The organism is Clostridium liquoris (assembly GCF_002995785.1).
Classification (GTDB): Bacteria; Bacillota; Clostridia; order Clostridiales; family Clostridiaceae; genus Clostridium_AO; species Clostridium_AO liquoris.
In genome coordinates this window covers 25,181-37,848 of the sequence record NZ_PVXO01000060.1, presented here as the reverse complement: position 1 = coordinate 37,848, position 12,668 = coordinate 25,181, and the positions used below count along the sequence as shown (strand labels likewise).

Sequence of the window (12,668 nt, the reverse complement as noted above, 5' to 3'; positions counted from 1 at the left end):
CCTTCTTATTGCTGCTTTAACTTACCACTTCCTATTAGATTGCATTGGTCATATACTTTTCTTTTATCCCTCATGCCTTGTAGTTGCAATGTATCTGTATATGTATTTGCACTTACTTCTGTATTAATCCCAATTATTAAATACCATCCATTTCCTCTATCATTACTAACTATTTTAATAACTTGTCCTAAATCTATGTTAGGTGTTCCTTTAACTGGCAATATATTTAATGCTGTACTACCTCTCCACATATCTAAAAATTTATGTCCCGCTGCCTTTTGCTTTAATTCCTGTGTTGTTGCCAATGGGTTATCTATTATATCTACCCACTTTTCGCCATTTAAATAACTCGTCATAGTTTTGGATTCAAAAATTGAATATTCATCATTACAACAAATCTTCAAAATGTTTCTTAATAAATTAGCATTTCTACTAGCAGTTTCGCTGCTTAAATCTGAAGTAGTTATAGTATAATCATAGGGGTATAATTCATGGTTAGATTCATCATATAGGGGATATTGTTCCTCTAATACAATAGTCCCATCTTTTCTTGCCCTTACTCTAGCGTACATAGTTTCTACTAAATTAGTAATTATATCATTATACATGGTGCCTATTTCACATTCTAATTTTGAAACAGTATAATTAGTTCCACCACTTCTATAAAAATTGCATTTAGCATCAGATACAACAGTAGAAATTATATCTGCTGCTGTTTTATTATAAAATTTTAATTCTTTATCACATAAATTTAACATTCTATAATACATATCGTGGCAAGTCATTTCTATTGTTTTATCTAATGTATTATAGTCATAATTTTTCATTACTCCTGTAAATTGTATTACATCATCTATATATATTTTAACTTGTGCAAAATTATCTATTATACCTTGTGTACCACCAGCAAATATGGCAGTAGGTAGATTTTCATATTGTGCTGTAATCGTAGCCTCAGCAGTAGGTGTATCTAAGCTTCTATTTATTTTTACAGATATTAAACTATGTTCCAATATAACTTTATTTGCATCACCTTCTTCAAAAGCTCTGTATCCATTTTTTTTATAAAATTCTACTCTACACCTTGCCATTATCTTTCACCCATCCAGATACCTCATGATTACATAAAAGCTCTAAATTTATATAATAGATATCACCTTCTATGGGGGTATCTAAGTCATATTTATTTTGAAAATAGCCTTTATAAGTAGTTCCAAACTCATCTATAAATATAAATCTTTCAGTATATCTATTCCTAAATTTTATAAATTTATTTATATTAGATAGAGTTTCACTATCCGTTTTACCCTTAATTTGAAATGCAATTGTAAAATCAATTATACAATCACTTTTAATATCCTTTTGAAAATAAGTATATCCATCTATAGTTCTAATTCCTTTACGAAAATAAGCAGGTCTGGGTGGCTTATAACTACTTATAACAGCACCTGTATTTGTACCATCTTCATATAATAAATCTAATTTAAAATCTTTTATCCTACCTAAGTCCATAAAGCCACCTCCTAATCTCTTAATACATCATTCATAAATAACTCTGTCATTTCATCTTTTAAGCTTGCTTGTGTCATACTCTTAAATTCTGTTGCTATTTTTTGGGCACCTTCTTTATCTGCATTTGGTATTGTTATATACATTTTTACATTTTGTGTTACTCCCATATTCTTATTACTATTGCTAATGTTATTAAATTCACTACCGCTACCATAAGTTCCACTTAAAGCTAAATTATTAAGCCCCCTAAAATCAAAATCAGGCTTAACATTTCCTAAAGATTTAATTTTATTAGCTAGCCCTTTGAATTTGCTTTCTATAGCACCTTCTTGTCCATCTATGCCTTGTATAAGTCCTTCGCCTATAAATCCACCGTATTGAAAAAATATTCTACTGGGAGAATTAATACCTAATAGTTCTTTAAATCCACTTTTCACTTTGTTGGCTAAACTTGTAATAACATTACTTACTTTTCTAAACATAGATTTTATACCATTTATAAGTCCTTCTACAATATTGCAACCGAATCCATAAAAAACCCTACTTGGAGAATGTATGCCAAATTCAGTTTCAAACACATAAATAACTCTATCTGCAACTCGTGAAATGGTTTTTCCAGCATTTTCAATCAAAGATTCAATACCTAATATAAAACCTTTCATTATATTTTTTCCTATTTTAACCGTTGGTATTTTATTCAGATCATTGAATTTCTTTTTCATAGTATTGATATGTTTTGTAACAGTCTTTTCAACATCTTTAGCTGCCATACTCCAACCTTGTTTTGATTTATTTAAAAATGCGGCTACACGTTTTGAAGTACTATTAAGTGCTAATTGAGTTGCTTTAATAGCTTTTGAAATATTAGCTTTTATTGGTTTTAAAATATTAGCATTAGTAGGTAGTAATATTTTAGGCTTAACAGGTTTATTTAATTGGTTTTGCAATTCTGCTGTTTTTGTTTTGGCTTTATCTAGGCCTACATTATAACCAGTAGTTTCCCTTATAAGAAGTTGCCAACCTCTACCTATGATTTGCCAACCTGATTTTACAACTTCCATTAATAATATTGTACGAGTTTGAGCTTGTTGGACTTTATTTAAGAGTTTTATTTTAGTTTTTGTTGCATTCCATTCTTCTTTTGTTCCCATAACAGGCTTGCTGTCTATGTGCTCGAAGGCTAATTTGGAAGCTCTTATTGACTCATTACTTTGCTCATTATGCCATGTAAATTCCCCTATGTCTGTGTCTTGAATTGCTTGTTGCATCTTTTCCATATTTTTTCTTATTGCTTCCTCTGGGAAAAGTGAATTTTCATCTAAACCTTTTGCTAAACCTTCATCAATAAATTTACCATACATTTTAAATTCTTTTGAAGGAGAATGTATTCCTAACCCCTCTTTGAATATTCTTTTAATATTTTTACCCAATTGCGTAATTCTATAATCTACAAAAGGTTGCCCTTCTTTAAGCCCCTCGATAAGCCCTAATGTTATAAATTTACCATAACCCTGAAATTCCTTTGAAGGAGAATGTATTCCTAAAATATTTTTAAACGTACTTTTTATTCCATTTGCCATTTTACCAATAAAACTTTTAACCTTATTACAACCTTTTTTTAGTCCTCCCAATAATCCATCAGTTATCCAATGCCCTACTTTAAAAAAGAAGTCTCCTAACCCTTTGAAAGTAAGTTTCCAGCCTTCTACACTCTTTTTAAAAAAGTCTCCTATTTTAGAAAAAACTTTCTCCAAATGTTTAAATAAATTTTCAGCTGCCTTTTTTAGTTCATCCCAGTTTTTAATAACTTCGTATACAATCAATCCTATCCCTGCTATTAAACTTACTGTTAAAAGTATGTGTGGTCTAAGTAATGCAGGCAATTTAGCAAATATACTTACACCTTTTGATATTGCTTTACCTATGCCACTAAATATTTTACCCACACCTTTCCCTAAAAGTTGAAATGCTTTAAGTGCTCCGCTGCAACATTTTTTAGCGAACAATGGAATTTTAGAGAATACTTTTATTCCTCCTGTAACTGATTTACTTATTCCTTTAAATATCGTGTTTATACCTTTTTTGAGAACGGATAATGCGGTTAATGTACCTTTTCCACCTTTGCTAACCATAGCTGGTATCTTCAAGAAAGCACTTGCTGCTCTGCCTAACTTAGCAAACGCTCCTCCCACTAAGCCTACACTACTTACTAATTTACCTAAGATTAAAAGCACAGGGCCTAGTGCAGCCAGTAATAATCCCGTGTTAACTATCACCTTTTGCACTGGCTTAGGTAAAGAATTAAAAGCATTAACTAATATCTTTATAAAGTTGGCTATTTTTTTAATCGTTGGTGCTAATACATCACCTATACTTATCAATGCAGTTTCTAAACTTCCTTTTAATTCTTCAATACTTCCTTTTAAATTGTCCTGCATGGTAGTTGCCATTTTATGACCTTCACCATCACAATTTTTTAGCCCTTTTGTAAGCTTATTAAATTTATCGGGTCCCTGATCAACTAGGGCAAGCATTCCGCTCATAGCTTCTTTTCCAAAAAGTGTTTCCATAGCACTAGCTTTTTGTTGTTCTGTTAACCCTTTAGTTTTATCTTGTAATTGCTGTATTATTTGCCCTAAAGGTAACATCTTACCCTGTGCATCAAAAAAATTCATACCTAATTCTTGCATAACCTTGCTTGCCCGTTTAGTAGGACTTGCAAGATTAGTTAAAGCGCTCCTTAATGTAGTACCTGCCTGGCTTCCTTGGATTCCAGCATTGCTTAACAACCCGATAGCAGCCGCCGTATCTTCGAAGCTGATTCCAAGTGAATGTGCAACTGGAGCAACATATTTCATAGCTTCTCCGGTATCTGTTATTCCTGCATTAGTATCAGCTGCCGTTTTTGCTAAGACATCCGAAACATGAGAGGTTTTATCGGCTTCCATACCAAAACCCCTTAATGCACTACTTGCTATATCACTAGCATCTGCAATACTTACATCACCTGCTGCTGCTAAGTCTAACATTCCTGGCATAGCTTGCATTATTTCATTTACACTAAAACCTGCGGATGCTAAATTTTCCATACCTTCAGCAGCTTCGCTAGCACTAAAGGCTGTGTCAGCTCCTAACTTAATAGCTTGCTCTCTTAATTTATTAAAATCAGAACCAGTAGCGCCGCTAATGGCCTTAACTTTAGACATTTGTGCTCCAAAATTCATGCTAGCTTTAGTTGCTACTGCTCCAGCTCCTGCTAATGGTATTGTTAATTTTTTAGCCATAACAGCTCCAGCACCAGTCATAGCACTACCTAAACTTTTTATTCTTTCTTCTGCTCCACCTGTGCCCTTAGCAAAGTTTTTTAAATCTGCTCCAGCTGCCTTTAGTCCATTTTTCATTCCTGAACGGTCTAATGTTAAAAATGCTACTGCAGTCCCCACATTTACCGACATATACTCTCACCCCTTTTGGGCAAAATAAAAGAAGCATATTTCTATGCTCCATAAACTTCCTTATATTGACTTGAAATTTTTAAATCACCCCTTTTCATTATTAACTTTTAGCCACTCAATCACATCATTGTTATTTTGTTTGTTTTTATTTTCATCATCTATAAATCTTGGCTTAGGGCTATCCTCTTCTTGCATTTTAGACATTATATAAGCGCATGCTTCGTCAAAACAAAACGCTTCATAATCATTAACTAAGCCTATTATTTCACTCGGTCTTACCCTGTATTGTTGGCTCATTGCTATTACGCTCACTATCCTCTGGCTCCTCACGAAAAGATTCCAAATCAGATGTACCCTCTTGCGTATAATTAAATAACGCAACTAGCTGTTCATCAGTTAATTCTAATCCCACATCTTCTAAATCTTTAATACTAGGTTCTACTAATGCATTTTCTGCCATAATAAACATTACATTAGTAAGCTGTGCCAAGTCTACCTTGCCTTCACTTGCCTGTTTTCCATAGAATAGCTCTTCTGCTGCACTTAAAAGTTTATTAGGTATTACACCTTTTCTAACTAAATTTAAAAGAGATACTCTCTTAACTTTAGCATTAAAAGGTATCTCTTTCTTAAATCTTGGTAATTCTATTATTTCATATTCTGCCATTCTTTTTAAATCTTCTATATTAGTTACTTTTAATTCCATACTATTGCTCCTCAAAATTTTATTTGTTTTATTATATAGTTGTAAATTCTACACTTATAGGTGTAGTTGTTCCACTGCCATCAAGTAAATTTACTGCCTTAGCCTCAGCAATATAAGTCACGAATTCTTCAATACTAATTGGTATAAACGTTACTATTTTCTTAGTATCATCTATAGTTACATTCCCATTTACAACACTCCCATCAGACTTCTTTTTAACTACAAAATTATTAGCAGTTACATCATCTTGATTTATAGCTTTCCCAAATGTCCATTTCACATTAGAAGTTATTTCTACACTTACATCTTCATTACTATTTGTAACAGTTCCCCCATCTACTTTCATCTCAGGTGTTGTTGGAATTGGATCCGTTGGTAAAGTATTTATAAATTCTATTTCTACTGGTTTTTCTCCCCTAAATGGAATTGACTCCGCTTCATATTCTGGTAATAAGAATGCTCCATCTTTAACTTTATATTTTGCGGGTTTGCCTTTGCAATGCTTGTAAGTAAATTTAGCATAACCTACAGTCCTCGAATAATCCTTTTCCTCTGTAAATATTTCTACTGTGAACGGATGCCTTTCTGCCACAACTCCTGCTTCGATTCCACAATACTTATCTCCTTCTATAGTTCCGCCATCAACAAGTGCCATGGTTTGCATATTGAACAAATTATCTTTAAATTTTAATGTATAACCTATTACAATATCTTCTGTTTCATTTATTCCATATATCCTATTTTTAACCCTTAATATATCTCTCTTGCCTTCACTTTTTATAGGTTCTATATCTATTTCATCAGAAGTTTCAATTGTATGATTTGTATTTTTAACTTCGTCAATAAAGTTTACTTTAACAACATTAACTAATGTTTTACCTTCATCTACCATATAGATTATTACCTCCTTAATTTTTTATATTGTATATACTCTACACTTGAAGTATAAGCTTCTACTTTATCATCAATAATAGATGATGTTTCATTACCTGTAGGTTTTAATTCTTCTATACCTTTCATGACCTGTTTTATATTTTCTAATAAAAATTCCATAGTAGAATAATTAGACATGGGATGATAAATAATAATGTCAAACAACTTATATCCATTAACATTACCGTTCATAGCATAAGTCCCATTCTCTTTTATAACTACATAGTCACTAGTACATTTATCACTTTTCTGTCCAGGAGAATATACCTCATATCCCATTCTTTTTAGATGTAAAAATATCTTTTGCCATACAGTTTGAGCAACTGTATTATTTATTAGATCTTCTTGCAGACCATCACCTGGGACTTTATAATTAAAATTACTCATTTAATCACTTTCCTAACAAATTATTCATACCCCTTAGTATTTCAGGCGATAGCTGATCTACTGCTGGTTTTAATGCAGTATATCGTTTATCATTGCACAATTCCAGGAATGGGGAATACGGCATATTGCCAGCTACATAAACATTGCATTTATCACCTTCCCACTGTTTACCACCTTCTATAGTTTTTCTCGCCAATCCACTTCGATCTGTCCATGGTGCATTATCCTTTGCATGTTTCTCTAACTTTTTCCCTGCAGTATCGGCATAAACTCCTATAGCAGCTTTAGACTTAATTTCAAATCCATATAGTCCATTAAGTACGTCTTCTATATCAATTTTTAAGCCCATAACATCACATCCTATCCAAATACATATCTAATACTATGTTTTCAATATTGTTAGGATCTATAATCCTAAATTCAGCGCCATCTAAAATAAAATAATCATCTTTTTTTATTTTTTTACTTTCTTCACTATAAGCAATAAGCAATTTATCATAACAATTAGCGGTTACAGTTGCTGCAGCACCTGGACTAATGTTTATTTTACTTTTTTCTCTGTAATAATATCCATTTATAGTTGTTACATATAGATCCTCTAGTTTTTCGCCATAAGCATTTTTACCATTTCTTAAAATTCTAATTTCTTTTAATAAGCCTTTTCTATACAACTGCTTGTATATTCTTTGGCTTATCTTTGCCCTATTTATACCACTCATCAGTAACCATCGACCCTTTCCATGCTGGTTATATAATTATAACTAGGTTTCTCATTAAACGTTTCAGCTAATGTAAGCCAGTATTGCCTATTACTTTCAAGTTTAACTCCAGCTACTTCTAATTTATCATCAGCTGCAGCTTTCAATAAACATCCATTATAACTAGCCTTTTTAATATCATTGTAATTAGTTTCAAGTAGCAGTTCTAGTTCCTTGTCCTCAAAATAAGGGTATTCCCTCTCTTGGAGATTAAATTTTAAAACTTCTAACGGTGTAGACATACTTATCCACCTTCCCTATGGATTCACATATTTCTTCCCTTTAGCTTTCCTCTGATAATTCTTCTAAAAGTTCAATATGGTCTTTTTCAACCATATCTAACGCGTCTTCTATTCTAACTTTTAATTCATTCCCTATCTTAAAACAATCTTTATCATATTTTAAGTTTACTAAAGCTTTAGCTTTTATTGTTTTTTTATTTGCCATATTAACCATCCTTTTTACTTAGAATCTAAAAGAGTGGCTAAAATAACCACTCCTAGTTAACCGTAGCGAAGAAACATTCATCAGCTCTTTCAAATGAAGGCATCCCTAATTGAGACACCTTTGTTTGGACTGTTACGGGGTCATCCTTTTTCATTGTCATAATTGCTACACCTGTTCTTACTATTTCTACATTAGAACCTTGTGAGAACATCTTATCAGCCTCTTCTGGGGTTGTTCCATAATAAGTTACTCCTAATGCTCCTGTAGGTATTAATGTAAATTTTCCGCTTGGGAAGTAAGGCTGTTCACTGCCATCTTCTAATTTATAAGACCCGCTTACTTCAGCTAATGTTACACCTGTTTTCTTTTTTATATATTCTTTAATTTCATCATCTGAAGCCAAGTAGTCTGGGTTTTGTGGCCATCCTGATTTAACTATATTTTTGTTAGCAGTAATCCACCCAAAGGTAATAGAATCTAGTACAGCTCTATCTACTATATAACCTTCTTCTTTCATCAGTCTTTTCCATCTAATTATGTCTAAAACAGGATTTGAATTAACAGTATCTGACCATTTAGCAGTGCCAGCTAATACTTCCTTATGCTTTTCAGGAACACCAAAATCAAATACAATATCTCCATCTTCTGAAACAATAGAAATTACTCCTGCATCAGAAAGTAATTGCATTCTCATTCTTTCCATTTGCATATCTCCACCATCTACAAGGTCTTTATAATTATCAAAAATTTTAGTGATAATCATATCAATAACATTTTTGTTTTGAGCCTGTGTAGCTAATAGTAAGTCTTGTCTATCTTTTTCATTAACAAGCACTGATTCTTTAAAAAATGGCATTTGTTTAGTAATTTCATCTACTTGTGCTTTTAATGCTCTGATTTTTACTGCTACGTCAAAAGCAGATTGTTTTAATATAACTGGTTTTTTCTTTGCGCCTTTAATATATTTTAATTCCATTCCCAACTGTTTTTTTCTAGGAAAAAGAGCTTCACCAATAGTTACTTCTGGTGGAAGCTCTTTAATGTAAGTTGCTATTTCTTTTACGTTTATAATATCTCTCCAATCCATTCACTCATTCCTCCTTCTAAATTATAAAAACATAAGCATCTTCATAGCCGTTTTAGCTTCTAATGAAATAGTTTCAGGTAATGTCGATTCTTTTATAAATCCAAAAATAGTTACTGGAACAATCTCAGTGCCGCTGCTATAAGTAAAATCTACATCTCTGTAAACTAAACCAAAAGCCTTATCATTTGTAACTATAGATCCATCAACTATTTTGCCATCTTTACTTATTACTGTACCCGCTTTAAGTATTCTCTTACCTTCTACTTCTTTCACATCAGTTTTTTTAGCCTTTATCATTGCATTTTGAAATAATTCTCCTGCAAATTGCAATATTGTCTTATTTTCTCCCATATAAGTTTGTTTTGTTTCAATACTCATACTTTTCTACCTCCTATGAAAAAAATTTATTTTGTGCTTCTGTTACTTTTGAAGCTTCTGTTCTTTCTTTAGCCAAACGTGCGCCTAAGCTTAACTTCCCTTCATCAGTATCAATTATGTAAGATGGATCGCCTCCTATATTCCCAGTACCTCCTGGAGTTTCCTCTTCAAATAAATAAGGATCACTCTCTTTAAGAGTTTTTACCTGTTCGTCTAACCCTATAAAGGTATCATCAACAAGTTTTACTTTATCCATGTCCAAAAGAGCTCTTAATGCTTTAAGATTCTTAGCTTTATATCCTACTACAGCTTTTTCAAACTTAGTATCAAAGTTTAACTTAGTTAACTTATTTTCATATTCTTTTGTAGTGTCCTCATTCTTCTTCTTATATTCTTTAATTGAATTATTCGCAGTTTCTAAATCCTTTTTCTCTACATAGTTAGAACTGTCAACTAAATCCACATCCTTGTACTTCTTTTGTAAATCCTCTGGTATCTGTTTAAAACTTTCTCCTAATATTTCATTTAATTTTGGCATTATTCAACTACCTCCTATTCATCCTTGAATATTTCTGGATTATCTTTTATGAATCCATGTAGTGCATTGCTTAATCTAATAACAATCGCTTCATCTTGTTCAAAACCAATGTGTTCAAATATCCCATGAATAATTTCATGTAAAAATATATTTTCTTTATATTCTCTAGACATGTCATTTTTAAGTCTTATTTCTTGCTTCGAATATAATATCTGCCCATCTACATTAGGATCTTCTTCTGATGGATTATTACATTCAATAACTTTATAATTAACTCCACCTATCTTAACCTTACTTGATATATTCATTAACTTTCACCCCATTCCCAGAGCATAATAAAAGCACCTACTATTTTTATTTAGTAAGTGCTTATCAATTATTATGGTTTTCACATTTCTTACATATTTCTTTCCAGTTATCTATCTTTTTAATCTTATCTGATATTACGGTTTCTTTTATACATTCTTCGCAAACATCAACTATAGTTACGCATTCCCCTATATCTATATCCTCATTAATTATAGGACACCTAATCATCTTTCAATACCTCCATTAATTTCTTGAATTTATCGTCATATTCACCACTTTTATATGATGTACTTACTTTCTTATCCTTGATATTAACAACACTGCATCCATCTTCCGATACATATACAACTATTGCCCATTCCATCTACTATATGCAGCTTTAGAATTGTTTATAAACTTCTGAGCCATGTCCTTAGTAACACCATGCTGTCTTTCATTGTTAATATGCTTATAATCAAATTCATATTCTTCTAAGTCAATTCTATCTATATTCTTAATCGGTATTCCTTTAATATTTAAATGGCTAGCCTCTCCAACTATTTTATTATATCTCTTCGTATCTCTATAATTAATTTTTAAAGATATCCATTCATTAACATTATTATACTTTAACTCCTGGAATTTATCAAAGGATTTGGGCATTTCTTTTCCTAAAACTTTCTTATAGTTTTCAAATTGCTTTTTATCGCTAGATTTATTTTGAGTTTTCTTTTCTCCTGCTATTGTTTCTGAGCTATTTTCAACATATTCCTTATACCAATCATCCAATTTACTGTTGCTTCCCCCATATAACCAATCATGAAGCTCTGACCCAATGTCCTCCATACTTTTAGTTATAACTGGTGTGAAGTAGCAAACTCCATTTGGATGGTCTAAAGGCAATTCATCAGGCTTATATACCTTTCCTTCTCTTCCGCTACATAAAGAGCATGGCCCTCTATGACTATTAGAAGTATGCCATTCTATTCCCTCTACAAATGGATTAGCCTTACAAGACCTTTGCATAGACAATTGATATGCATGGCTTATAGAAGTTACAGCTAACCTAAAACTATTATATTCTATTTTTTTATTGCCTACACTTGGATAAATATTTTTAAAGTTCCAATCCTTTTTTACATCTGGATTAACATAATCCGATAAGTCTCTTGCCAAATCATAAACGTTTTTCTTTTCCGCTAATCCCTTTTGAATTATATAATCAAAATCTGCATTAGCTTTAATTTCGTTGAGCCATATTCTCTCCGAAAGTCCCCTACCATCTTTATAAAACTGCCCATTTACAAGTTCTTCTAGTGCTTGCTGTGGTATTTTAGAAAACATATTGGAGAAAGTTTCCTTTGAGTTTAGTTTGTATTTAACATCTAATAAATTAAAGAAATTCATCTGAATACCTGTTGCATATTCAGCCCCCTTTAACATGGAGCTTTCTATGCCTCTTCTAAGTATCTTATTTAATTCTTTTATGTCTAATTTAAACTGTTTTTGATAATCTGTTAACCATCTTTCATTTAAACTGCCCTTATTTGCTCCTTTAGCTCTTCTCCCTAAGTCTTTCGCCACATCTTTATATAAATCTCTTATATTCTTTATTTGTTGATTAGTGAGCCTTATCCTTTGTTTTTGTGCTTTATCTACTAATTCTAAGTATTTATTCATATCACTGCCTCACTTTCAGGCATAATAAAAGCACCTATCTTTTAGGTGCTCTGTATCCAGCTTTCTTAGCTTCTTCTTCAGTATTAAACCATCTTTCTGCTTTAGTTCTATCATAATAAGTGCTACCTGGAACATGGTATATTTTTTCTCCTGTATTTTTATTAATATTCCCTTTTATTTTACCTTCATGCCCGTCCCCTTGTGGATTACCTTTGTTATTTCCACCAGCTTCACTACTAGCTTGTCTATTAATAGGTGTATTATTCGTCGGCTCAACATATACATAGTCATAACCATTAAGTTGTAACCTTAAAGTTAAAACAAATAAAGTTCCATAAATTATAGTTCCCATTGAATATACAACAATTGCATCCTTTTTATGTTTTAGTATTTTACTACCTGTTAAAGCTGCTACAAGTAATGCACAAAGAAATATTATAAATAGTATATAAAATATAATCACCAATTCCATAGCCATCCCCCTATTCCTATGTAAATT

At 31.9% G+C, this 12,668-nt stretch carries 19 protein-coding genes; all 19 read right to left on the bottom strand.

Going from position 1 to position 12,668, the window contains the following annotated elements; genetic code table 11:
- Positions 1–5: 5 nt before the first annotated feature.
- The gene (locus tag CLLI_RS11285) at positions 6–1,091 is read right to left on the bottom strand and encodes a hypothetical protein (RefSeq protein WP_106064315.1); all 1,086 of its coding nucleotides are present in this window, start codon (positions 1,089–1,091) and stop codon (positions 6–8) included.
- Entirely contained in the window at positions 1,078–1,512 is a 435-nt protein-coding gene (locus tag CLLI_RS11280) for a hypothetical protein (RefSeq protein ID WP_106064314.1), read from the bottom strand. The genes CLLI_RS11285 and CLLI_RS11280 overlap by 14 nt, the downstream gene beginning before the upstream one ends.
- An 11-nt stretch (positions 1,513–1,523) precedes the next feature.
- The gene (locus CLLI_RS14745; RefSeq protein WP_106064313.1) at positions 1,524–4,967 is read right to left on the bottom strand and encodes a phage tail tape measure protein; all 3,444 of its coding nucleotides are present in this window, start codon (positions 4,965–4,967) and stop codon (positions 1,524–1,526) included.
- An 84-nt stretch (positions 4,968–5,051) separates the two neighbouring features.
- Positions 5,052–5,264, bottom strand: a complete 213-nt coding sequence (locus CLLI_RS11270; RefSeq protein ID WP_170063719.1) for a hypothetical protein — start codon at positions 5,262–5,264, stop codon at positions 5,052–5,054.
- Complete coding sequence (locus CLLI_RS11265) at positions 5,233–5,673, bottom strand: esterase (RefSeq protein ID WP_106064311.1); 441 nt, start codon at positions 5,671–5,673, stop codon at positions 5,233–5,235. Before CLLI_RS11265 ends, CLLI_RS11270 begins: the two co-directional genes overlap by 32 nt.
- Positions 5,674–5,704: 31 nt before the next feature.
- Positions 5,705–6,565: a hypothetical protein gene (locus CLLI_RS11260; RefSeq protein ID WP_106064310.1), complete on the bottom strand. Its 861-nt coding sequence runs from the start codon at positions 6,563–6,565 to the stop codon at positions 5,705–5,707.
- A gap of 8 nt (positions 6,566–6,573) precedes the next feature.
- On the bottom strand, positions 6,574–6,993 hold the full coding sequence (locus CLLI_RS11255; protein WP_106064309.1) for a hypothetical protein: 420 nt from the start codon (positions 6,991–6,993) through the stop codon (positions 6,574–6,576).
- Between the two features lie 4 nt (positions 6,994–6,997).
- Positions 6,998–7,342 carry a hypothetical protein gene (locus CLLI_RS11250; RefSeq protein ID WP_106064308.1) on the bottom strand — a complete coding sequence of 115 codons (345 nt, stop codon included), beginning with the start codon at positions 7,340–7,342 and terminating at the stop codon, positions 6,998–7,000.
- 4 nt (positions 7,343–7,346) lie between these two features.
- Positions 7,347–7,712, bottom strand: a complete 366-nt coding sequence (locus CLLI_RS11245) for a hypothetical protein (RefSeq protein WP_106064307.1) — start codon at positions 7,710–7,712, stop codon at positions 7,347–7,349.
- Positions 7,712–7,993: a hypothetical protein gene (locus CLLI_RS11240; RefSeq protein WP_106064306.1), complete on the bottom strand. Its 282-nt coding sequence runs from the start codon at positions 7,991–7,993 to the stop codon at positions 7,712–7,714. Before CLLI_RS11240 ends, CLLI_RS11245 begins: the two co-directional genes overlap by 1 nt.
- A 40-nt stretch (positions 7,994–8,033) precedes the next feature.
- On the bottom strand, positions 8,034–8,198 hold the full coding sequence (locus tag CLLI_RS14585) for a DUF7210 family protein (protein WP_170063718.1): 165 nt from the start codon (positions 8,196–8,198) through the stop codon (positions 8,034–8,036).
- A 52-nt stretch (positions 8,199–8,250) separates the two neighbouring features.
- Positions 8,251–9,285: a major capsid protein gene (locus CLLI_RS11235; RefSeq protein ID WP_106064305.1), complete on the bottom strand. Its 1,035-nt coding sequence runs from the start codon at positions 9,283–9,285 to the stop codon at positions 8,251–8,253.
- A gap of 21 nt (positions 9,286–9,306) precedes the next feature.
- Complete coding sequence (locus CLLI_RS11230; RefSeq protein ID WP_106064304.1) at positions 9,307–9,663, bottom strand: hypothetical protein; 357 nt, start codon at positions 9,661–9,663, stop codon at positions 9,307–9,309.
- A gap of 13 nt (positions 9,664–9,676) precedes the next feature.
- Entirely contained in the window at positions 9,677–10,201 is a 525-nt protein-coding gene (locus tag CLLI_RS11225; RefSeq protein ID WP_106064303.1) for a phage scaffolding protein, read from the bottom strand.
- Between the two features lie 14 nt (positions 10,202–10,215).
- Positions 10,216–10,509, bottom strand: a complete 294-nt coding sequence (locus CLLI_RS11220; RefSeq protein ID WP_106064302.1) for a hypothetical protein — start codon at positions 10,507–10,509, stop codon at positions 10,216–10,218.
- Positions 10,510–10,573: 64 nt separating this feature from the next.
- Positions 10,574–10,738: a hypothetical protein gene (locus CLLI_RS14580; RefSeq protein WP_170063717.1), complete on the bottom strand. Its 165-nt coding sequence runs from the start codon at positions 10,736–10,738 to the stop codon at positions 10,574–10,576.
- Positions 10,731–10,874, bottom strand: a complete 144-nt coding sequence (locus tag CLLI_RS14575; RefSeq protein WP_170063716.1) for a hypothetical protein — start codon at positions 10,872–10,874, stop codon at positions 10,731–10,733. The genes CLLI_RS14580 and CLLI_RS14575 overlap by 8 nt, the downstream gene beginning before the upstream one ends.
- Complete coding sequence (locus CLLI_RS11215) at positions 10,859–12,169, bottom strand: hypothetical protein (RefSeq protein WP_106064301.1); 1,311 nt, start codon at positions 12,167–12,169, stop codon at positions 10,859–10,861. The genes CLLI_RS14575 and CLLI_RS11215 overlap by 16 nt, the downstream gene beginning before the upstream one ends.
- Positions 12,170–12,203: 34 nt before the next feature.
- Positions 12,204–12,641, bottom strand: a complete 438-nt coding sequence (locus tag CLLI_RS15065; RefSeq protein ID WP_207655106.1) for a sunset domain-containing protein — start codon at positions 12,639–12,641, stop codon at positions 12,204–12,206.
- Between the last annotated feature and the right edge of the window lie 27 nt (positions 12,642–12,668).